At 35.4% G+C, this 22,508-nt stretch carries 19 protein-coding genes; 8 read left to right on the plus strand and 11 right to left on the minus strand.

Annotated elements, in window-relative coordinates:
- The first annotated feature begins 2 nt into the window (after window positions 1-2).
- Complete coding sequence (locus tag LBU54_RS10275; protein WP_224529038.1) at window positions 3-395, plus strand: DUF983 domain-containing protein; 393 nt, start codon at window positions 3-5, stop codon at window positions 393-395.
- On the opposite strand, the gene LBU54_RS10280 is transcribed toward LBU54_RS10275, so the two are convergent.
- The 8 genes from LBU54_RS10280 to LBU54_RS10315 form a co-directional block, all read right to left on the minus strand.
- Window positions 376-1,422, minus strand: a complete 1,047-nt coding sequence (locus LBU54_RS10280) for an NAD(P)/FAD-dependent oxidoreductase (protein WP_224529041.1) — start codon at window positions 1,420-1,422, stop codon at window positions 376-378. The two genes, LBU54_RS10275 and LBU54_RS10280, sit on opposite strands and share 20 nt — an antisense overlap.
- A gap of 102 nt (window positions 1,423-1,524) precedes the next feature.
- Window positions 1,525-2,421 carry a type IX secretion system ring subunit PorN/GldN gene (porN, locus tag LBU54_RS10285; protein WP_224529044.1) on the minus strand — a complete coding sequence of 299 codons (897 nt, stop codon included), beginning with the start codon at window positions 2,419-2,421 and terminating at the stop codon, window positions 1,525-1,527.
- Window positions 2,422-2,489: 68 nt separating this feature from the next.
- A complete protein-coding gene (porM, locus tag LBU54_RS10290; RefSeq protein WP_224529048.1) occupies window positions 2,490-4,061 on the minus strand; it encodes a type IX secretion system motor protein PorM/GldM in 1,572 nt (523 codons plus the stop codon).
- A 47-nt stretch (window positions 4,062-4,108) separates the two neighbouring features.
- A complete protein-coding gene (gene porL, locus LBU54_RS10295; RefSeq protein ID WP_224529050.1) occupies window positions 4,109-4,741 on the minus strand; it encodes a type IX secretion system motor protein PorL/GldL in 633 nt (210 codons plus the stop codon).
- A gap of 90 nt (window positions 4,742-4,831) precedes the next feature.
- Window positions 4,832-6,178: a type IX secretion system lipoprotein PorK/GldK gene (gene porK, locus LBU54_RS10300; RefSeq protein ID WP_449667020.1), complete on the minus strand. Its 1,347-nt coding sequence runs from the start codon at window positions 6,176-6,178 to the stop codon at window positions 4,832-4,834.
- Between the two features lie 166 nt (window positions 6,179-6,344).
- Window positions 6,345-7,511: a formimidoylglutamase gene (locus LBU54_RS10305; protein ID WP_224529055.1), complete on the minus strand. Its 1,167-nt coding sequence runs from the start codon at window positions 7,509-7,511 to the stop codon at window positions 6,345-6,347.
- Window positions 7,512-7,516: 5 nt separating this feature from the next.
- A complete protein-coding gene (gene topA / locus LBU54_RS10310; protein ID WP_224529057.1) occupies window positions 7,517-10,027 on the minus strand; it encodes a type I DNA topoisomerase in 2,511 nt (836 codons plus the stop codon).
- Between the two features lie 152 nt (window positions 10,028-10,179).
- Window positions 10,180-11,406, minus strand: coding sequence for an LVIVD repeat-containing protein (locus LBU54_RS10315; protein ID WP_224529058.1), 1,227 nt, complete (start codon window positions 11,404-11,406; stop codon window positions 10,180-10,182).
- A gap of 305 nt (window positions 11,407-11,711) precedes the next feature.
- Between LBU54_RS10315 and miaB the strand changes: the two genes are divergently transcribed.
- The 7 genes from miaB to groL all read left to right on the plus strand — a co-directional run bounded on the left by miaB (window position 11,712) and on the right by groL (window position 18,356).
- Window positions 11,712-13,157, plus strand: coding sequence for a tRNA (N6-isopentenyl adenosine(37)-C2)-methylthiotransferase MiaB (miaB, locus tag LBU54_RS10320; protein ID WP_224529060.1), 1,446 nt, complete (start codon window positions 11,712-11,714; stop codon window positions 13,155-13,157).
- A 6-nt stretch (window positions 13,158-13,163) separates the two neighbouring features.
- Window positions 13,164-14,432: a sigma-54 interaction domain-containing protein gene (locus tag LBU54_RS10325; RefSeq protein WP_224529062.1), complete on the plus strand. Its 1,269-nt coding sequence runs from the start codon at window positions 13,164-13,166 to the stop codon at window positions 14,430-14,432.
- A gap of 67 nt (window positions 14,433-14,499) precedes the next feature.
- Entirely contained in the window at window positions 14,500-15,000 is a 501-nt protein-coding gene (locus tag LBU54_RS10330) for an LptE family protein (RefSeq protein WP_224529064.1), read from the plus strand.
- A 3-nt stretch (window positions 15,001-15,003) separates the two neighbouring features.
- Window positions 15,004-15,930, plus strand: coding sequence for a hypothetical protein (locus LBU54_RS10335; RefSeq protein ID WP_224529068.1), 927 nt, complete (start codon window positions 15,004-15,006; stop codon window positions 15,928-15,930).
- Window position 15,931: 1 nt separating this feature from the next.
- Window positions 15,932-16,276, plus strand: a complete 345-nt coding sequence (secG, locus tag LBU54_RS10340; RefSeq protein ID WP_224529071.1) for a preprotein translocase subunit SecG — start codon at window positions 15,932-15,934, stop codon at window positions 16,274-16,276.
- Between the two features lie 143 nt (window positions 16,277-16,419).
- Window positions 16,420-16,695, plus strand: a complete 276-nt coding sequence (locus tag LBU54_RS10345; RefSeq protein ID WP_224529074.1) for a co-chaperone GroES — start codon at window positions 16,420-16,422, stop codon at window positions 16,693-16,695.
- Between the two features lie 32 nt (window positions 16,696-16,727).
- Window positions 16,728-18,356: a chaperonin GroEL gene (groL, locus tag LBU54_RS10350; protein ID WP_224529077.1), complete on the plus strand. Its 1,629-nt coding sequence runs from the start codon at window positions 16,728-16,730 to the stop codon at window positions 18,354-18,356.
- Between the two features lie 129 nt (window positions 18,357-18,485).
- Here the strand turns inward: groL and LBU54_RS10355 are convergent, their stop codons facing one another.
- From LBU54_RS10355 to LBU54_RS10365, 3 genes are all read right to left on the minus strand, one after another.
- On the minus strand, window positions 18,486-19,634 hold the full coding sequence (locus LBU54_RS10355) for a N(5)-(carboxyethyl)ornithine synthase (RefSeq protein WP_224529080.1): 1,149 nt from the start codon (window positions 19,632-19,634) through the stop codon (window positions 18,486-18,488).
- 243 nt (window positions 19,635-19,877) lie between these two features.
- A complete protein-coding gene (locus LBU54_RS10360) occupies window positions 19,878-20,237 on the minus strand; it encodes a heavy-metal-associated domain-containing protein (protein WP_224529083.1) in 360 nt (119 codons plus the stop codon).
- Between the two features lie 20 nt (window positions 20,238-20,257).
- Window positions 20,258-22,495, minus strand: coding sequence for a TonB-dependent receptor (locus tag LBU54_RS10365; protein WP_224529085.1), 2,238 nt, complete (start codon window positions 22,493-22,495; stop codon window positions 20,258-20,260).
- Window positions 22,496-22,508 lie beyond the last annotated feature (13 nt).

A 22,508-nucleotide genomic window follows, 5' to 3' on the forward strand; every position in this document is an offset into this window, starting at 1 on the left:
TTATGATAAGGAAAGGAAATAAACTTTATAGCATTCTTTTTGGTGCCTGCCCGAAATGCCACAAGGAATCAATGTATGTTAATCCCAACCCTTATGCTTTAAGCGAAACTTTAAAGATACATGATAAGTGCTCACATTGTAATACACGTTACCGTATGGAGCCATCATTTTTTTATGGTTCTATGTATGTGAGTTATGCCGTTGGTATAGCATTTGCAGTTACCGCTTTTGTGATTAGTTATGATATTTTCGAAACTTCCTTGTTAACGGCCTTTATCTCAATAATTATTACTCTTGTTGTATTAATTCCATTTATAATGCGATTATCAAGAAATATTTGGATTAATCTATTTATGCATTATGATAAAGAATTGGCTAAGAATCAAAACGATTAATACTTATTTCCTTATTTAGAGGAATTTTGTTTTCTATGTAGTTATAAAGTGCATTGGCAACATATGGTGCTATCATAACGCCTCTAGTTCCAAGGCCATTTAAAACGAATAGGTTTTTATTTTTAGCATGTTCACCAACCAATGGTCGTCTATCTTTAGTGGTAGGTCTAATTCCTGCGACATGTTCTACTATTTTAAAATCGCATTTAAGAAAAGTCTTTAGTTTTTTTACTAGTTCAGCCCTACCTTCATCTGTTGGAAGGTTGGTTTTGTCAGACCAATTGTAGGTGGAACCTACAGTATAATTATTATTTCCAATAGGTATTACGAAAACAGACGATTTTATAGCGTATTCTATTCTTAATTTTGGTGCTTTTATTGTAATCACTTCTCCTTTTGTACCATTCAATGGAATACTCTTAAAAAATGGGTTTTTTTTCACACCAAAGCCTTCAGCAAAAACTATATTTTTGGCAACGACATTCTTATATGTAACACTATTCTTGCTAATCTTTAGATTTTGATATTCAAAGGGTTCTTCAACTAAATTATTAGACACCTTCATGAACGATTTATAATTTGTAATTAATGTTTCAGTATCTAATCGTCCAGCATGTAAAACTTCTCCATAGCCATAAGGTGCATCTACATTTTGGTTTGAATTCTTTATTATAGTAGTTGAAAGATAGGGCTCTAATGCTATTTTATCAGTTGCAGAAAACCAGATGTTTTGCTCCTCAATTGATGCAAAACGTCTATATATCTTAAGTTTGTGATCTATTTTGATTTGAAGATCCTTTTCTATCTTTTCATATGTAGGAAGTGCAATTTCTAACTGCTCTTTCGCTTTCCAAACCTCTGTAAATCGTTTTAAGATTACCGGATTATATAAACCCGCTGCAACTAAAGACGATTGTTGAGACCTATCATCATAAATTATAAAGGAATGATTATTTGCTCTTAATTTTTCACAAAAGGCAATACTTGCGAGGCCACAACCCACTACTATGTATTCAACTTCTCGCATTGTTACAAAAATAACATAAGGGACAATCAGAGACCAATTTATTTAAAATTATTGCACAAAAAAAGCTCACTAAAAGTGAGCTTTTTATAATTTGAATGTTAACTAGTAACTCCACATATCTTGTTCAAAATTTCGAATCTTGTCTTTAATACGTTCAGATTCTAAAAGTTGCATAAGCGCATTTTCTGCGATGTATTCCTTGACTTCCCTATCACCGTAAACATTTTCTTCTTTATATATCAAACCGTGGAAACGATGACTATTTAACAAATGATCGAAGGATATGGGGACCGCACTATTTTTATTATTAAATGCCTTAGCCTCATGTAAAATGTCCCTTATCTCTGGTACAAATACCCAAAACAAACCGATAGGTTCTTTATCTGCTTCATTATCGGAGTCAATAAAGTTAATGTCTGGTGCAGCAGGAGCCAATGCCAATATACGGTACTTCATTTCTCCTTGACGCTTATCAAAATACCACATACCCTTGATTAGATATGATTTGATATCCTGCGACTGAATTTTGGTTGTAATAATATATTCAGGATCTATGTAGCCATCAGCATTAAATTGATCATATCCAATTGGCAAAGTATCAATTTTCTTAAGCGAATTTTCCAAGTCCTTATTTGTTATTTCTGTAGTGAAATAGGAATCGCTGTATACTTTTGATATCATACCATTATCTATATTGTCCTTTAACACCTTAAACAATGATTTTCTGTTACTTCCAAGATTGTCTTCTGTTGGAAAATACAATGGAAAATTAGCGCGTTCATCTAGGACAACATTTTCCCAAATAATTTTAGAAAATAATATGTCTCGGTCGCCAACATAACCATACTCCAAAGGCTTATCATTATCGAGAAGCAATTCTGCCTCTGTTTTCATACCTATTTCTTCTGGTATCTTAGCATTTAGAATATTTGCTTGGGCAAACACACTATTGAAGGCTAAAATCCCTACAAACGTTAATAATAACTGCTTAATTTTCATTGTTTTCAATTTATAATTTGAGGCTTTAGAACACATCTATAACGCTCTATTAACTATAATATTTCCTATTAGTTAGACAACTCTACAACTACTGCTGTTGGTGGCTTAATTCTAATTGGATTATTTGGTGCCTTAGCTCTAATGTTAATGAACTGTACTAAATCGCCACGTCTCGCAGAACGTAGGGCATTTTTAGCCGCACCGTTTAAACGGTTTCCATTTACATTAATTGACGGCTTACCTGGAACTTTCATAGTAAATGACACAACCTCAATTGGTAATTTAAAATCAAAGTCGTCACCAAAGTCAGCTGAAAGTCTACCTATTTCAACATTGCTTTTTGGTAATTTAGCATTACCTATTTGTCCGTTGAATTTACCTAGTGGTATTGGTAAATCTTTAATTCTAAAGGTCTTTTTATCGCTTACGTTAGATCCATCATCTAATGTAGCTGTAACGTTTATAGTAACTTCCCTGCCTGTACCAGGTCTCATTTCGTATTTACCGTTAGATAATTTTTTAAGACCAGTAGCATTAGCTACAACATTATTATCTGAAACTCCAGCAAATGAAATTGTCATTGGGTTAACAACACCTCTGTAAACAACGTTCATCTTATCAGCTGATATTGTTGCCGAGTTTGGTCTTGGTACAACCACGTAATTCCCGGTGAATTCAATTGGCAACTCTTCACCTTTTTCCATAAAAGTAAATGTACCTTTTACCTCGTTTTCACCTACACTACCTGTAGTAAAGTTAAGTCTTGCATTCCCTAAGGAATCGATAGCTCCTTCTTCAGCTAAAGACACTTCATTACCGTTAATATTAAGTTTAACAGGTGTTACACTTGCATATTTACCTAATACAACTTTGCCTTGAAATTTCTCACCAGCAAAAAATGCATTCTTATCTGGTATCACTATTGCTTGGTAGTTCTTTAAAGTTACTGCTTCTTCTAATGAGTTTCCTAAGAATACATTATACAGATTGGCCTCAGTTGTTTTAACATCATTTTGTATAGATGTTAATTTTGCATGTGAAGCAATAGCTGGAAAACCTTTAAAGTTGTAATCTAAGTAGCTTAATTTTGCTCCTTCTTCAGGTTTAATATCACTAAAATCAAAACGCTTATCAAAGTTTTCAACTGCTGTTTCATAGGTAACATCATCACCTAGTACCGCTTTGATATCGTCTTTATACTTCTGGAAAGTAGCCATTACTGCCTGACCTGGTTTTGTTAATCTGTCTCCAGTAAACCATTTCTCATCAAGGTAATCTCCTTTATCCATTTCCTCGGCAGGTAACTCTCCATTCACCAACTCGTAGCCACCTCCTTTAATTATATCATTTTTTATACCTTCAAGATAAGCATTAAATTTATCCGAGATTACTTTAATCTGTGATGCCTTGTTGGCAACTACTCTAAATTCTGCTGGTTTTTCCTCAGCTTTTAATGATAAGCCTTTCAAAAGATTTTCATTAGATGCTGTTGTAAATTCATTTGTTGATTCAAATTTGGCATCCATTGCGCCAAATGCTGATAGTACCTCTTTGTCCATAGTCATCGCAATCATGGCGATAAATACCAGGTACATTAAGTTAATCATTTTCTGCCTTGCAGATAGTTTTCCTCCTGCCATTGTAATTAGTTTTTAATGGTTAATTATTAATTGCTTATAAAAACTAATTAGTTTTTGTTCATTGCAGAAAGCATACCACCATAAACACCATTTAAAGATGAAAGGTTTGCAGCCAATGATTGCATTTGTTCTTTTAGTTTGGTGGCATTTTCTACAGCTTCTTCGTTGATTGCTGCTTGACGGTTTGCACTTTCCATTTGTACCTTATACAAACTGTTTAGAGATTCCATCTGAGCAGCCGCTAAAGAAAGTTCCTCACTGTATTTTTTCTGTGCAGATAGAGAATCTACCGTAGGAGAAATATTTTTTGCCGCACCTTCAAAATTTTTGATGCTCTCGCCAAGACTTGACATTAATTCACTATCTATTCTTGCCTCTTTCAATAAGTTGTCTAGTTTCTTAGATAGCAAACCTTCTGCGTCTTTAGGCTCCTCTTTTTTCTTTTTTCCAGAAGTTGCTCCGCCAGCTAACTCAGGATATACTAATGACCAATCAAGTTCAGATTGCTGTCTTTCAAAAGCCGAGTAAGTAAATACCAATGCTTCTACAATCATACCAATAGTTAATATTTCAGAACCACCTGGCCAGTGTTGTATCTTAAATAATGCTCCTACGATTACGATTGCCGCTCCTAATCCGTAGATCATGTTAGTCAATGTGATTTTACCTTTTTGTGCCATAATTTGTTTAGTTTTAGTTTAAGTTAATGGATTTAACTTAAGTAGGTTAATTTAAATTTTTGGTTATTTATTATTGTTTAAGTTTAAGTTTTAATTTGTGGCTGCATTTTTGGTTACCTCAGTTCCCATGTAGTCTTGTACCGTTCTGAATCCAATATAACTTCTTGCGGAATCCGCATATTCATAATCTCTAGAACTAACTTGTAAGAAATATGCAACATCTTTCCAAGATCCTCCTCTAACGACTTTTCGCGCATTATTTGGATCGTTAACACTAGGATTTATAGTTGAGGAATACTCGTACGACCCTGGATCGTAAGAACCATTTACCCATTCCGAAACATTACCGGCCATGTTGTAGAGGTTAAAGTCATTTGGATCGTAAGCGTCAGCTTCAACTGTATACAACGCTTGGTCTGCGGCATAATCTCCTCTTAAAGGTTTGAAATTTGCCATGAAACAACCTCTGTCATTCTTAGCATATGGTCCTCCCCAAGGATATGTACCACCTTGTAGTCCACCTCTAGCTGCATATTCCCACTCTGCCTCATTTGGTAATCTGTAGGCATTAACTGGTTGCTTTCCTTTACTTTTCTGGAACCCATTGTGTTTTAAGGTTCTCCATTGACAAAAAGCTTGAGCTTGCTTCCATGATACACCAACAACAGGATAATCATCGTAAGCCGAATGCCAGAAGTAATCATTGTGCATTGGCTCGTTATACGAATAAGCAAAGTCTCTAATCCATGCAGTTGTATCAGGATATACTTCAATTTCTTCCTTAATAATTACATCAGAGCGTTTAAGATTTCTATCCTTTGCCGCTCTCTCAATGTCCATATAAGTATACTGAAATTTAAATTGCTTAACATCCCAGGTGCGCTGTCCATTGTATGATTCTTCTAATGGTAAGTACATATTATCCATAACCTCAGCATACAGCTCATCTGGATACTCATCAGTATCAAATATTAAATCTACATCTCTATTGATTTTACGTTGCTCATTACCATAAGTATTGAGCATGTAACTTTCATAAGCATTCAAATCATTAGGATCTGAATCGAGATAAGCAAATTCTCCAATATCTCCACTACCTGGAGTTTTTCCTTCTAAATCTGCCATCTCGGCAAGATTTAATCTTAAGATAGAATCTCTTACCCAATACACAAACTGTCTGTACTCACTGTTTGTTATTTCGGTCTCATCCATATAGAATGCGCGAACCGTTGCTGTTTTTGTCGGCGCATCTTGTACACCAGCAATGTCATCATCGGATTTACCCATAATGAAAGCACCTCCTGGAACGAGTGTCATTCCATAAGGTTTTTCTGGATGCCATTTTTTACCCTTAACACCTACCAATTGTCCTCGGTCTCCAGAGTTACAGCTGGCAACCAAAACTAATACAGTAGTAAGTAAAATAAACTTCTTAATATTCATAGTAACTCGAGGTTAAATTAGTCGTCCTTAATTTTAAGGTCGTAAACATATTTATATATTTTCGAAAAAACAACTTTTTTCCAATTTTTTTTGCATTTCGTCCTCAAAAATGTGCATTTCATCGACGAAATTCAAGTATAACTCCGATAAAATGCACATTTTAGAAGATGTTCTTCCTGTAGGCTTTATACCACCTTTCAGGTATTTCACCCTGCAAAGCTTGCAGATAGTCGGCATGCATGCATGGTAATAACGTGTGCTTTTTTAATTTATTATTAACATCTGGTAAAAAAGGAATTTCGATCCACCAGCGTCCTGTTTTTAGGCTTTTATAAAAGATAAGCTCATCATTATCAACTAGAACATTAAACTTTTGATAGAACTTTTCATTTGAAAAATTGTCGTCTTTGATACGGCAATTTACCCCTTCAATAAAATACCAGATCATCTGTGCAATTAGCATGGAACTCGCGTTATCGTTCTTTGAGTTGTGGTATTCATAAATGCCAAATGAAGATACTTTGTTGCTTATACCAGCATATCTGGTAATAGCACAAATTTCTTTACCTGAAAAACCGTTTGGTGAATATTTCTGATTGTCACTTACCTCTGAAGCTTGTACGGATTTCAAATCTACAGAAACAATATGTGCATCCCTTAGCAGGGGTTCTACCATATTTATATCCGCAGAAACATCTCCTAATCTATAAGCCTCAAAATAAAGTTTTTCCATCAGGTCAATTTCCTCCTGCGAATTAAAATATGTTTGGTATCCAATGGTAGAATAGTTAAAAAGGTTATAGGGCTGTTCTACAATGACCTTTCCGACATAACTATTATTTTTAATGGGTAAATTCGCATCACCTAGATCAAAATTAGTATCTACATTAACAATGTTGACCATTGGCATAACAGTATCGTATGCACGATAATTAGAATATGTTAAGTCTTGACTTCCCCCTAAAATGATAGGAATAATACCTTTTTCTAATAGTACGGTAATAGCAGTTTTAATTGCAAAATAAGTATCCTCGACGGTCTCACCAGGATCAATATCGCCTAAGTCTGCAATATTACTGTGCCAATTACCTGGAAACAAAGCGTAAAAAGCAGATCGTATTGAATCGAAATGAATTTCTTCTCCCATATAATTAACGTCGTTACGAGTTTCCTTTACGCCAATCAATGCGAGCCGTACATCATCAAGGTCTGGTATACCGTGTTGTTTTGAATGTACTTTTATTTTTTTTCCTAATGCCTGTGGCGCCAAAAGTTCCTTATGTGCTAGCACTATATCTGAAACAGGCGATAGAAAATTAAAATTCATTTAAATTATTTCTTTTTAGCCGTTGTTTTTTTTCTGGTTGTTTTACGTTTGGTTTTCTTTTTTGGCGCATTTTTCTCAAGCAGTGCTTTGGCTTCTTCTAAAGTCATTTTACTCACATCTACTGTTTTTGCAAGCTCTACTTTCTGTTTGCCTTTAATTACATTATGTCTACCCCATCTGGCTTTTTCTACTCTGATACCTTCGGTTTCCCAAACATGGACAAGTTTATCTTTTTCTTTCTGTAACTTGTCCTCAATCAAAGTTACAATGTCTTCTTCAGATAAATTATCCCAATCGTATTTTTTATTAACATTTATAAACATATTGTTCCATTTAATAAATGGTCCAAATCTTCCTTTTCCCTTTGTAACATCTAAACCCTGGTAAGTATATATAGGTGCGTCTGCCTTTTCCTTTTCTTTGATATAGGTAATTGCCTCCTCTAATTCTACACTTAAAGGATCTACACCTTTTGGTAATGAGACAAATTTCTTACCATACCTAACGTAGGGTCCGAAACGGCCAATATTAACCTCTACTTCTTCCTCTTCATAGTGCCCTAGTGCCTTAGGAAGCTCAAAAAGGCTCATAGCCTCTTCGAAAGTTATAGAGCTTAATTGTTGGTCTGGCGCCAAACTTGCAAACTGTGGTTTTTCATCTTCTTCCGCTGTACCTATTTGAACCATAGGTCCGAACTTACCGAGACGAACGCTCACTTGTCTTCCTGTTTTAGGATCCGTACCTAAAACGCGCTCTCCAGATTCTCGATCTGCATTTTCCTGTACGTCTTCTACTTGAGGATGAAATCCTTTGTAAAAGTCCTTCATCATCACTTTCCAGTCCTCTTTCCCCTCTGCAATGTCATCAAAACTTTCTTCTACTTTAGCCGTAAAATTATAGTCCAATATAGACTCAAAGTGATTTACAAGGAAATCCGTAACAATCATACCAATATCAGTTGGAACCAATTTACCTTTGTCCGATCCTACCCGTTCTGTTAAGCTGTTTTCCTTTATTACATTTGATTCTAAAACCAATTGCACATAATCCCGCTCAACACCATCAACAGATCCTTTTTCTATATAATTTCTATTTTGAATTGTAGATATTGTCGGTGCATAGGTAGATGGTCTACCAATTCCAAGTTCTTCCAGTTTTTTAACTAAAGATGCCTCAGTGAAACGTGCTGGTGGCCTTGTAAAACGTTGTGTTGCAGTGATATAATTGTTTAATAGTATATCGTTGATATTTAATTCTGGTAGTAATCCTGATTGCTCAATGTCTTCATCATCTGTCCCTTCTAAATATACTTTTAAAAAGCCATCAAAGGTTATCATCTCTCCATTTGCTGTGAACTGCTCACTTACCTTCTGATTGGAATTTACCTTAATCTTTACATTTGTGCGTTCCAGTTTGGCTTCACTCATTTGTGAGGCAATTGCTCGTTTCCAAATAAGATCATATAATCTCGCTTGATCTCGTTCTGCGTTAACAGTTGGATTTGAAAAATCCGTAGGCCTTATGGCTTCATGTGCTTCTTGAGCACCTTTTGTTTTTCCCTTGTAATTTCTCGGTTTACTATATTCAGCGCCATAGGATGCCTTGATTGCACTTTCGGCTCCTTGTTTTGCTTCATTGGATAGATTAACACTATCTGTTCTCATATATGTAATCAGACCTGCTTCATATAAACGTTGCGCATTACGCATTGTCCTGCTTACCGAAAAGCCTAATTTTCTAGATGCTTCTTGTTGTAAGGTTGAAGTCGTAAATGGTGGAGCAGGAGATTTTTTAACTGGCTTTTTCTCTAAATCTGAAACATTGTAAGATGCTTCCAGATTTTTATTTAAAAATGCCTCTGCTTCTTTTTTAGTTGCAAAATTCTTCGGGAGCTTTGCTCTAAAGGTGGATCCATCTGAAGTTACAAACTCCGCATCAACACGATAAGAAGCTACTGCATTAAAATCCTGAATTTCTCGTTCACGCTCTACAATTAACCGCACTGCAACAGACTGCACTCTTCCAGCAGAAAGACCTCCTTTTACTTTTCGCCACAGCACAGGAGACAATTCATAGCCCACTATGCGATCTAGTACACGTCTTGCCTGTTGTGCATCAACAAGATTGTAGTCTATTGTTCTAGGGTTCTCTATTGCTTTACTTATGGCCTTTTTGGTAATTTCTGAAAAAACAATTCGTCTTGTTTTCGCTCTATCTAGCGCCAAAGTTTCTGCAAGATGCCATGCAATTGCTTCACCTTCCCGATCTTCATCACTTGCTAACCAAACAATATCTGCCTTTTTTGCTAAATCCTTGAGTTTCTTGACAACATCTTTCTTGTCTTTTGATACTTGATATTTTGGGTCGAAATCACCTTCTACATCTACCCCTAATTCTTTTGATGGCAAATCTGCAATGTGACCAAAACTAGATTCTACTTTGTAATCTTTACCCAGAAATTTCTCTATTGTTTTAGCCTTTGCTGGCGACTCAACTATTACTAAATTCTTTGGCATTCTTCATTTTTTTGAGGTTACAAATGTATGTAGAAATTAATTTACAATCCTAATCTGCATTATTTTCGAGTGATTCACGGCTTCTAAAACAACACTCAACAATCAAAAAAGCCTCACAATATGTAAGGCTTTAATTATTTACTAAATATTAGTTAATTTAAAATGAGCGTACTTAATAATTGGATTGCGCCCTCGTCATTGTATTCATATTGATATAGCGCATCTTCTGCAATCATTAGTAGTTTGTCTTCTAAGGGTATCACATCTTTTGCATTAATTTCTTCGAATGCATTAATCATTTGCAAGTCTAGAGGATTTGTTTTGTCATATACTTTTAAACCTGAATTACCGTCGCAAACAAATAAGTAATTGTCTTTAAAACCTAATCCGTACGGATTATCTAAACTGTGTTGTGCAACCAACGTAGGATTGTATTTATTGCTAACGTCAATAACCTCTAGGACACTTAATTCTTGTCCACATTCATTACCTCCTCTTAAAGTAAGGAATGCGTAATCGCCATCTACAACAACCGGATCGCATCCTTCCCAATGCGTAAATTCAGAAATAAAGGTTGGTGAAGCAGGGTTTTCTACACTATGAATAAACATCCCGTTATCACCACCTAAATATAAGTAGCCTTCTGCATGAAACATTGTTTCTATTCGCCAGCCAGCATAATAACTTGTGACAAAACTTGGTGCAGAAAGGTTGGAAATATTAAACGTACTCAATTCCGCCTCTCCTACTGTATACAAATAATCCTCAACAATTTGAAATCGCGCCAAGGATCCTCCTACTCCAACGCTATTTGCTGATTCTCCAGACCCAAGAGTGTATATGTCATCGTAAAACGATTGCTCCAATTCACGTTCTTCATAAGTCCATCCTACAATGACTTCTTCTTCAGGATTAAAATCTGAATAATCAGTAAAAGCAAAAGGATCTGGTGTATCAAATTGTTCATAGTAATCAAATACATCTTCCAATAGCGCCACTTGTGTAATACCATTAATATTTGAAATGCCAAAGACAATGAGATCAATTGCGCTGTCGGCAAACAAAAAATTATTTTTAATCGCAATATCCTCATTTCCCGGAATGTTTAGAAATGCAATTATTTGTGGTGATGTCGGATTGCTGTTGTCAAAAACGTGCACACCTTTATCTTCTTCACCTATGAAAATAAAATCATTATAGACGTAAATCTTACCAACATTTTCAATTGGTTTGGGAACTTGAACTTCAATCTGTGAACGCCAATCGGTTTTGGACATAACTTCTGGGATAGCAAAAGTCGCAGTAACAGTTTCTACATTATCATCACTTTTGCACGAGACAAAACTGATGAAAAACAGCAGTGCAATAATCTTTTTCATTTTATATTGATTCTAGTTTTTGTAAGTGCCTTTAATCCGTTTGACTGAGCAATGATTATTTAAACAGTTTAGTTGAATTCTGAAATAAAAGTTTCAACCAAATTCATTTCTCTAACTAAAAATAGGGATTTTAAGCAACAACCCTTCTATTAGTCTAACCTCTCATTAATTAAATTAAAGATACGCAAAATGATTGTGTGTTTTAATGTTAAATTAAACTATTAACTAACTGCCAGATTGTCACATTCTGTAAATTAATACTATCTTTGCATATTCTTTGAATAAAGAAAAATTTATTTCTTACAATGGAAAAAATAATTGACGAAAACAAACAGGGTGAAGCCTTGGTTCTAGATAAAAAAGAGGGTAATGGTAAAAAACTTTTTATTGAAAGTTATGGTTGCCAAATGAACTTCAGTGATAGTGAAATAGTTGCATCTATATTGAGCGAACAAGGCTATAATACGACGCAACAACTGGAAGAAGCAGACTTAGTATTGGTTAATACTTGCTCCATAAGAGATAAAGCGGAACAAACAGTTAGGAAGCGATTGCAAAAATACAATGCTGTAAAACGTATCAATCCCAATATGAAGGTTGGTGTTTTGGGCTGTATGGCAGAACGGCTTAAAAGCAAATTTTTAGAAGAAGAGAAAATTGTCGATTTGGTTGTTGGTCCCGATGCTTACAAGGATTTACCAAATCTTCTTACTGAAGTCGATGAAGGTCGTGATGCTATAAATGTTATACTTTCAAAAGAAGAAACCTATGGTGATATTTCACCTGTAAGATTAAATTCAAACGGCGTTACAGCCTTTGTATCGATTACTCGTGGTTGTGACAATATGTGCACTTTTTGCGTTGTGCCATTTACACGGGGAAGAGAACGTAGCCGAGATCCTCAAAGCATAATTGAAGAAATTAATGATTTATGGGAAAATGGGTATAAAGAGGTAACCTTACTAGGACAAAACGTAGACAGCTATTTGTGGTATGGCGGTGGTCTTAAAAAAGATTTTGATAAGGCTTCCGAATTACAAAAAGCAACAGCCGTCAATTTTGCAAAATTAATTGAACTCTGTGCAAAAGCCCAACCAAGAATGCGATTTAGATTCTCAACATCTAATCCTCAAGACATGACCTTGGATGTTATAGAGACAATGGCCAAATATGATAATATTTGTAATTACATTCATTTGCCTGTTCAAAGCGGTAGCGATCGAATCCTTAAGGCTATGAATCGCCTGCACACAAGACAGGAATATTTTGAACTTATAGACAATATTAAGCGTTTAATCCCAGATTGTGCAATTTCACAAGACATGATCACTGGTTTCCCAACCGAAACAGAAGAAGATCATCAAGATACGCTAAGCCTAATGGAATATGTTAAGTACGATTTTGGATTTATGTTCGCCTACTCAGAACGTCCCGGCACATTGGCTGCTAGAAAATTGGAAGACGATATTCCTGATGATGTAAAGAAAAGACGACTTAACGAAATTATACAGCTTCAACAAAAGCATAGTTTATTAAGAACACAAGCTCATGTTGGAAAGGTTGAAGAAGTTTTAATTGAAAAGGAATCCAAGCGCTCTGATAAACATTGGTCTGGTAGAAATAGCCAAAATACTGTAGTTGTTTTTCCAAAAGAGCACTATAAGGTCGGTGATTTTGTAGATGTAAAGATTAACGACTGTACAAGCGCCACACTCATTGGGCAGGCAATTGACTATTCAAAGAACAATTAATAATAAATGGAATCTGTACAAGCCATAAAACAGCGCTTTGGGATTATTGGTAACGATCCTAAACTTAACCGTGCCTTGGAGAAAGCAATTCAGGTTGCTCCAACTGACATTTCGGTATTGGTTACTGGAGAAAGTGGTGTTGGTAAAGAAAGTGTACCAAAAATAATTCATCAGTTATCTCATCGTAAGCATGGCAAATACATCGCTGTAAACTGTGGTGCCATACCAGAAGGAACTATTGACAGCGAACTGTTTGGACATGAAAAAGGTGCATTTACTGGAGCAACACAAACACGTTCTGGCTACTTTGAAGTTGCAGATGGTGGTACCATTTTTTTGGATGAAGTTGGTGAATTACCCCTAACCACACAAGTACGTTTACTTAGGGTTTTAGAGAATGGTGAATTCATAAAGGTAGGCTCGAGTAAAGTTCAAAAAACCAATGTTAGGATTGTTGCAGCAACTAACCTTGACATGTTTGAAGCAATAAAAAAAGAGAAATTTAGGGAGGATCTCTATTACCGATTAAGTACAGTAGAAATATCCCTACCACCATTGCGAGATCGCAAGGAAGACATTCATCTTCTCTTCAGAAAATTTGCTAGTGATTTTGCGTTGAAATACAAAATGCCCACAGTAAAACTAACTGATGATGCGGTAGTATTACTTCTTAAATACCGTTGGAACGGAAACATAAGACAATTAAGAAATGTTGCTGAACAAATCTCAGTTTTAGAACAAAATAGAACAATTAATAGTTCTACCTTACAGCAATATTTGCCAAACTCTGGAAACAATCTGCCCGCTGTCATAAATACGTCTAAAACCGAAAGTGACTTTAGTAATGAACGTGAAATACTTTATAAGGTATTATTTGACATGAAAAGCGATCTAAACGATTTGAAAAAACTTACCATGGAATTGATGAAAAAAGGCAGTGTGTCCGATGTGACCAAGGAACATGAACATCTAATTCAGAAAATTTACGGCGAGGATTCAGAAGCTAATTACGATTCAGAAAGTATTTCGGAAGATTTAGAGGTGTTGTCTATACCAGAACACACAAAACAAGTAGAAACTGTTACAGACGTGAACGACAAATACCTTTTTGCGGAAGAAATTGAGGAAGAAGAAACACTATCATTACAGGATAAAGAACTTGAGTTGATTAAGAAATCACTTGAACGCCATAATGGTAAACGAAAATTGGCGGCAGCAGAATTAGGTATAAGTGAGCGTACCTTATATAGAAAAATTAAGCAATACGATCTTTAGGAAAAGATTGGCAAACACATTATAATTAGTTTATAATTACAGCGTTTTACAAAGACATATTTATCCAATGAAAGTATTTAAGTTCATTTTAGGCTTGTTTATAGTCTTATTGGTAACAAGTTGCGGAATCTACTCGTTCACTGGTGCAGACACTGGTAATGCCAAAACTTTTCAGGTCAACTTTTTTCAGAATAATGCAGAACTGATTGAACCTCAATTAGATTTTGATTTTACCAACTCCTTGCAAGATCTTATTCAAAACCAAACAAATCTTAATTTGGTTAATAATGGTGGTGATTTAATTTTTGAAGGTGAAATTACAGAATATAGAATTGCTCCTATGACAGCAACAGCTCAAAATACTGCCGCACAAAATAGGCTTACCATGGCTGTTCAAGTGAGATACTTTAATACCCTAGATGAAGAAAAAGATTTTGAACAACGCTTTAGTTTCTTTTTTGATTATCCTGCAAATGTACAGCTCAACAGTGTAAAGGCAGAAGCTCATGAAGAGTTATTTGAAAGGATAACACAAGATATATTCAATGCCTCATTGGCTAACTGGTAAATAATGCAACTGCGAGACCTTACATATTTATTACAACATCCTGAGGCCATTACGAGCACTCAAACAGAAGCGCTCGCAAAAAAAATTGAGGAATACCCATACTTTCAGCCCTTGCATGCTTTATATCTTAAAGGGCTAAAACAAAAGAATAGTTTTAAATATAACACTACCTTAAAAGTAACTGCAGCGCATACAGCAGACAGAAGTGTATTGTTTGATTACATTACTTCAGACGTATTTAATCAGAACGAAATATCACAACAGATAAAGCAAACTTCAGAGTATATAAAATCAATTAGTGTTAATGATGTCGATGATATTTCCGTTAACAAAAGCGTTACAATTGATGATGCCCTAAAAGAACATATAAGAGCTACCGAAGGTGTATTAGACCCTAATTTATTTAAAGCAAAACAACCCATTGAGAAAAAACCGGTTGAAGCACTTACCGAACTTCAAAATTCTATTATTTCTGTAGACGTTGAAAATATTGAACCTGAAAAGAAACTAGATATTGGCAAACCTTTAGAATTTGATAAGAATGAAAGTCATTCTTTTGCCGAGTGGCTTAAAATTACAAGCTTCAAACCCATTGATCGGTCAGAAACCGAAAAGGAAAGTACTCCTATCGAAGTCAAAGAAGCACCACTTCAAGATAAATTAAAAATAATTGACAAGTTTATAAGTGAAAATCCTAAGATAAAACCAGTAGACCTACAGGCTCCAAAACCAAAGTTAGTTAATAACGATGATACAATATCTGATAGCCTAATGACTGAGACATTGGCAAGGATATATTTAGAACAAAAAAACTATGAAAAAGCTATTCAATCTTACAAAATATTAAGTTTGAAATATCCAGAAAAAAGTAGTTTCTTTGCAGACCAAATTAAATTAATAGCAGAATTAAAAGACAATAACAATATATAACATGAGCGCATTTACAATATTCCTAGTTTTAATCGTGATTGTAGCATTTTTGCTTGTAGTGGTTATTATGGTTCAAAATCCTAAAGGAGGTGGTTTATCTTCCTCTTTTGGAGGTGGCGGGACGCAACAATTAGGTGGCGTTAAGAAAACTGGTGATTTTTTAGATAAAAGTACCTGGTTTTTGGCAACAGCATTGATTGTATTGATTTTAGCTTCAAATTTAACCATTGATTCTGGATCATCTGTAGAATCTAAGGCTTTGGATGCAACTGAAGACACCTCTACCTTACCACCACTTAATACGATTCCGGCAGGAGAAGAAACTAGTGGAGACACTCCTGAATAGTTTCATATTTTGAAATAACCCAGAAGCCAGCAACCTAGCTGGTTTTTTTATTTACTGCAAGTTTGTCAGTCCATTGCACTTGGCATAATTTTCGAAATAGCAGGACTAAATACTTTTAATTAATTACTAAAAACTTATATAGAATGAACTTAAACATTAGACCTTTAGCAGATCGTGTTCTTGTAGAACCGATGGAAGCTGAGACAACCACGGCTTCTGGTATTATTATTCCAGATAATGCAAAAGAAAAACCGCAAAAGGGAACTGTTGTTGCCGTAGGTAACGGTAAAAAAGATGAACCATTAACAGTCAAAGTTGGTGACACTGTATTGTACGGGAAATATGGCGGCACCGAACTTAAGTTTGAAGGCAAAGACTATTTAATGATGCGTGAAAGCGACATCTTAGCAATTGTTTAATCTATAATAACTAATTAAAAACTTAGAATAAAATGGCAAAAGACATAAAATTTGATATTGAAGCACGCGACGGACTAAAACGAGGCGTTGATGCTTTGGCAAATGCAGTAAAAGTAACTTTAGGACCAAAGGGCCGTAATGTAATTATTGGAAAGTCCTTTGGCGGACCAGCGGTTACTAAGGACGGTGTTTCGGTTGCAAAAGAAATAGAGCTAGAAGATGAACTTGAAAATATGGGAGCTCAAATGGTTAAAGAAGTAGCTTCTAAAACCAACGATTTAGCTGGTGACGGTACTACAACAGCAACAGTATTGGCACAGGCCATTGTAAAAGAAGGACTTAAAAACGTCGCTGCTGGTGCTAATCCAATGGATTTAAAACGCGGCATTGATAAAGCAGTAGAAGCCATTGTAGGTGATTTAGAAAAGCAAGCAAAAAAGGTTGGTAATTCTTCTGAAAAAATCCAACAAGTGGCATCAATTTCTTCAAATAATGATAGCACCATCGGTGAGTTAATTGCTGAAGCTTTTGGTAAGGTTGGTAAAGAGGGTGTAATTACCGTAGAAGAAGCAAAAGGAACAGATACATACGTAGATGTTGTAGAAGGTATGCAATTTGATAGAGGTTACCTGTCGCCTTACTTTGTTACGGATGCAGACAAAATGATTGCTGATTTAGAAAATCCATACATCTTACTATTTGACAAGAAAATCTCAAATTTACAAGAGATACTTCCAATATTAGAGCCAGTTGCGCAATCTGGACGCCCATTATTAATAATCGCTGAGGACGTAGAAGGACAAGCTTTAGCAACTTTAGTAGTAAATAAGCTAAGAGGTGGACTTAAAATTGCAGCTGTTAAGGCACCTGGTTTTGGTGATAGACGCAAAGCAATGTTAGAGGATATAGCTATTTTAACCGGCGGTACTGTTATTTCTGAAGAAAGAGGTTTCTCTTTGGAGAATGCAGACTTATCAATGTTAGGTACTGCCGAAACAGTAACTATCGATAAAGATAACACTACAATTGTTAATGGTCACGGTAAGGAATCTGACATAAAAGCACGCGTTAATCAAATTAAAGCGCAAATTGAGACAACAACATCAGATTACGATAAGGAAAAACTGCAAGAGCGCCTAGCGAAATTGGCAGGTGGAGTTGCTGTGCTATACGTTGGTGCAGCTTCAGAAGTTGAAATGAAAGAAAAGAAAGACCGTGTTGACGATGCCTTACACGCAACTAGAGCCGCAGTAGAAGAAGGTATTGTTGCAGGTGGTGGCGTTGCTCTTGTAAGAGCTAAGAAAACCTTAGAGAAATTAGAAACCGAAAATCTTGATGAAACAACTGGTGTACAAATTGTTAACAAGGCAATTGAGTCACCCTTAAGAACCATAGTCGAAAATGCTGGTGGAGAAGGATCTGTTGTTATAAATAAGGTTTTAGAAGGCAAGAAAAATTTTGGTTACGATGCTAAAAACGAAGTTTATGTAGATATGATGGAAGAAGGTATCATCGATCCTAAGAAAGTAACACGTATTGCCTTAGAAAATGCAGCATCTGTTGCTGGTATGATCTTAACTACAGAGTGTGCTTTAGTTGACATTAAAGAAGAGACTCCTGCAATGCCACCAATGGGCGGCGGCATGCCAGGCATGATGTAGTCCGATGTTTCGATACATAATCATTTACTAAAGTTAATTTCAAATTAAAAAGCCCTTGATAAGAATCAAGGGCTTTTTGTTATTCCAATTTCATGTTATATTCATCTATTTAATTCAAAAAACACATTGTTAGGTAGATGCAGAAATTTCAAGATGCGGATATTCACTTGATCTATTTTGAAAAGAGGTTATTTTTGGGTTTTTAATAATTCCATCTTTAATCTCAATAGCCCGTCTAATAGTTTCGCTTCCTTTCCATTTTTCAGGACCTCCAATTATTATAGGTAGATAAGGAATGAGGTTACTAGATATTTCCCAGCTAGCCGCATTCCATAGATATGAAGGCGTATGGTCAACCGCATAATAAAATAAAGTCCCAACCTTAAATATGGGTCTTTCAAAATTAGTAGGCTTCGCGAAGGAAAATCCCATACCTTCATCACAACTAATATCTATAATGAGACAACCAGGTTTCAACCGATTGTTTTGATCTTCTGACACAAACATCAATGGGTTGTCAGTATCCTGAAGCATTCCGTTCACAATAATATCTGCATCAATCAATTCTTCAATAAATGGATGAGATTGATTATCAGGTCTAAGAGCTATAAGATTACCTTTTTCATCTTCATCAATTTGATAATAATTAACTCCAGCCATTTGGTCAGCTACCAGAAAATAATGACGTTGTGTTAATACGGTAATATCTTGTATCCCTCTTGCTTGTAATGCTCTTATCGCTCCCCTGCTTACAGAACCAAAACTAATGACCACTGCTTTGCGATTTGGCCCATAGTTTCCATCAATTCCCATCAGATTCATCGCATGGTGCACACCTGCATATCCTGCAATTTCATTATTGTGTTGAAAGATATGCATTTGCCAATCTCCGTGAGCTGTCCAGCGATGCATGGCTTCCCATGCAATAAGTGTCAATTTTTTATCAATAGCACTTTGAGTAATTAGCCTTTGTTGCACGCAATGTGGCCAGCCCCAATGAATCGTTCCTTCTTTCATTTCATCAAAATCTTCTTGTACTGGCTTAGCTAATAGGGCGACTTTACAATGCTGAAAGAGCTCGGCCCTACTTAGAACACCAGCACTCAATTCAGTTAATGCAGAGTCATTCATCCCAAAAGGTAATCCATAGCCCTCTTCAAAAAATAAATGATCTCTTACCTCTTGATCTATCCAATCCAACTGATCAGGATGAATTGGTACTCTTTTTTCTTGCTTTTTTCTTGAAGTCCCGAAAACACCAACTGTAAGTAAACTCATTAGTTTAATTATTTTTAAATTCTATGATATTTATTAGATGCTAACTAATCCTATCATTCTACCTATTAGGCATTGATTAAAGATAAGAAAACTAAAGTCATCCTTATCGCATTCTGATTAATGATTTATTTGAAATGATAATAATTTTTAGATAAGATATTAACGAAGATCACTTAATATTTTATCAGATTCAGTATAAAAAAAGCCTGAATTTAAATTCAGGCTTCTATTCTTTATTTCTCCTTACCTTTTTCCATCATGGTCTTTTACAACATCCTTGTCTCTATACTTGCAACAAGGGTGGACAGAATTATAGGCTTCTTCCGTAGCTTTGATTTCTTTAGTATCATGACCTACATCTGCCAGTTTTTGGGCTATTGTTTTAAGGTTGGTCTTACGTTCATCATAAATAAGCTTCAACTCGTGCGTATCTACACTCCAAACTGCAGACTTAACTCCTTTTGTCCTTATGGCCGCTTTTTCAATGCGTTCTTTACACATCATGCACACACCATCTACTTCCATGCTAGCCTTGGCATTTTTATTTTGAGCATATGCAACTACACTCATAAATAATACAACTAACGTTATTACTCTTTTCATTTTATTATTTATTTACGCTTTTAATTTATTCTAAATCTTAGTCCTGTATAAAACATACTTCCAAAAATGGGACCATATACAAAATTACTATCAAAATTTGAACCAAATGGGTCGTCCGGACTTATTATTGGATCCAACTGTCTAACATCTGTAATATTTTCACCACCAATATAAATTTCAAATCTAGGTGAAAACACTTTTGTCACCTGCATGTTTAATGTTCCTATTGAAGGTGAATAGTCGTCTAATTGAAATTCGGGAGCGCTTAATTCTGTACTCGGAAAACGTTGTCTGCTTAACCAATTATAAGTTAGATCAAATTTCCACTGAGAACCTTTTGAGGTTTTTTCAGTTTCATAGGCCAAATTACCAAAAAATCTATGTTTAGGTATAAGTGGATTTTCTAATCGGCCAATGAGATAATCGGTTTGTACGTCATAATACTTATAAGCCAAACGCATATCAAAATTATTGAATGCGTTATAATTAAATTCCAACTGAAAACTATTTGCAAAGCTATCACCCTCGAGATTGTAAAAATTAATTTCAAAAGGATTTTCCCAATCTGTAACAACCTGGTTTTCAAAATCAGTTCTGTAGAAATCAAAAGTAATGTCTGCCTTTCTACCAAAAAGATTAAAACCCTGCAAATAACTAACGCCATAGTTCCATGCAATCTCAGGATCTAAACCATAAATTTTTCCTCCTTCATTAAGAATATTAATTTGCCTCGAACTTGAGAACATATTCTGCGTCTCTGCAAAAATATTAGCGCTTTTTATACCTCGTCCAAAAGAGGCTCTCAAAGCAGATTTTTCCCACGGTGTATATCTAACATGTAACCTCGGAGTAATGAAAAAACCGAATCGATTATGTTTATCTGCTCTTAATCCTGAAGTAAAAATAAGCTTATCTAAATCGTCATAAGAGTACTCAAAAAATCCTCCGAAAGAATTTTCAATTCGTTCAAAGTTATTAGTATTGACTAGCTCATTATAGGCGTCATAAGTAAAACTAAGTCCTGTTTTCACTTTGTGCCTAGAATCTGATATAATACTATTATATACAAGATTAGAATAAAAGCTTGTGTGTTCTATATCATAATTATTTAAACCAAAATAAGATTCTTGATTATGATAGCTAAATGCTGTTTGAAACCCAAGACTTTGATAAGGGACCTGAGGATTTACAAATCCCAATTTTGTAGTCAACTCAAAGCGTTCAGTATCAATTTCACTACCCCAGAAATTTGTGGTTCCTTTATCCCTATCGGGTTCAAAATCGATTTGACCTGCCTGTGTATTATCATTTAGATATCTAAGATTTATAAAACTAACGATTCCCTCTTCTGGATTTGTGTACTGCCATCTATTCAATAAATTGATCTGTTCCTTTAGTGGGACATCTAAAAACGAATCATCATTTCGGTCAAATTTCTGATTTCTAACGTTACCATGGATATAGAGTCCACTACTCCATTTATCCGATATTTTTTGATTTAGATGCGTATTTAATTCGAGCCTTCCATTTATGCTGGCATATGCGTTGACAAATAATCTGTCATCAGTCATTGGTTTAACCAACTCTGCATTAATTTGTCCGGCAATACTTTCAAAACCATTAACAACACTACCCGCTCCTTTGGTTATCTGAATACTTTCCACCCAGGTTCCTGGGATAAAACTTAGGCCATAAGCTTGAGATGCCCCTCGAATTGCAGGTATGTTCTCCGTTGCAATTAGAATATATGGTGAACTGAGTCCCAACATCTTTATTTGCCTTGTACCAGTAACAGCATCTGCAAAATTAACATCAATGGATGGGTTGGTTTCAAAACTCTCAGATAGATTACAACAAGCTGCTTTCAGCAATTCTTCGCTACTTACCGTAAAGGTGTTTGTGGCTTTTAAATAAGACTTAGTAGTTGCCTGTTTACGCGATGTTACTGTAACCGCATCTAGTTCATCAGAAGGTTGCATTACATGCCTTATGTATCGGTTTTCATTAACTGTTATAGTATCTGTTTTAAAACCCACATAGCTAATAACTAATTTGTTATAGGAGAATTTGTAGGGTATGGTAAATGTTCCATCTTCTGCCGTGACACCTCCAACTGTAGAATTTAACCAAAACACATTGGCACCTAGCAAGGGCAACTCTTTAGACGCACTTGCTTCTAACACGACACCCTTTAATTGCTCTTGCGCACTAACTACATGCGCAAAGCATAAAAATAAAATGTATATATATTTTTTCATGATTTAATAATAG

Source organism: Winogradskyella alexanderae, from assembly GCF_020166335.1.
In the GTDB taxonomy this organism is placed as follows: Bacteria; Bacteroidota; Bacteroidia; order Flavobacteriales; family Flavobacteriaceae; genus Winogradskyella; species Winogradskyella alexanderae.

Coding starts and splice junctions, on each gene's coding strand:
- LBU54_RS10275 (WP_224529038.1), top strand. CDS start 3: ATGATAAGGAAAGGAAATAAACTTTATAGCATTCTTTTTGGTGCCTGC.
- LBU54_RS10280 (WP_224529041.1), bottom strand. CDS start 1,422: ATGCGAGAAGTTGAATACATAGTAGTGGGTTGTGGCCTCGCAAGTATT.
- porN (WP_224529044.1), bottom strand. CDS start 2,421: ATGAAAATTAAGCAGTTATTATTAACGTTTGTAGGGATTTTAGCCTTC.
- porM (WP_224529048.1), bottom strand. CDS start 4,061: ATGGCAGGAGGAAAACTATCTGCAAGGCAGAAAATGATTAACTTAATG.
- porL (WP_224529050.1), bottom strand. CDS start 4,741: ATGGCACAAAAAGGTAAAATCACATTGACTAACATGATCTACGGATTA.
- LBU54_RS10305 (WP_224529055.1), bottom strand. CDS start 7,511: ATGAATTTTAATTTTCTATCGCCTGTTTCAGATATAGTGCTAGCACAT.
- topA (WP_224529057.1), bottom strand. CDS start 10,027: ATGCCAAAGAATTTAGTAATAGTTGAGTCGCCAGCAAAGGCTAAAACA.
- LBU54_RS10315 (WP_224529058.1), bottom strand. CDS start 11,406: ATGAAAAAGATTATTGCACTGCTGTTTTTCATCAGTTTTGTCTCGTGC.
- miaB (WP_224529060.1), top strand. CDS start 11,712: ATGGAAAAAATAATTGACGAAAACAAACAGGGTGAAGCCTTGGTTCTA.
- LBU54_RS10325 (WP_224529062.1), top strand. CDS start 13,164: ATGGAATCTGTACAAGCCATAAAACAGCGCTTTGGGATTATTGGTAAC.
- LBU54_RS10330 (WP_224529064.1), top strand. CDS start 14,500: ATGAAAGTATTTAAGTTCATTTTAGGCTTGTTTATAGTCTTATTGGTA.
- LBU54_RS10335 (WP_224529068.1), top strand. CDS start 15,004: ATGCAACTGCGAGACCTTACATATTTATTACAACATCCTGAGGCCATT.
- secG (WP_224529071.1), top strand. CDS start 15,932: ATGAGCGCATTTACAATATTCCTAGTTTTAATCGTGATTGTAGCATTT.
- LBU54_RS10345 (WP_224529074.1), top strand. CDS start 16,420: ATGAACTTAAACATTAGACCTTTAGCAGATCGTGTTCTTGTAGAACCG.
- groL (WP_224529077.1), top strand. CDS start 16,728: ATGGCAAAAGACATAAAATTTGATATTGAAGCACGCGACGGACTAAAA.
- LBU54_RS10355 (WP_224529080.1), bottom strand. CDS start 19,634: ATGAGTTTACTTACAGTTGGTGTTTTCGGGACTTCAAGAAAAAAGCAA.
- LBU54_RS10360 (WP_224529083.1), bottom strand. CDS start 20,237: ATGAAAAGAGTAATAACGTTAGTTGTATTATTTATGAGTGTAGTTGCA.
- LBU54_RS10365 (WP_224529085.1), bottom strand. CDS start 22,495: ATGAAAAAATATATATACATTTTATTTTTATGCTTTGCGCATGTAGTT.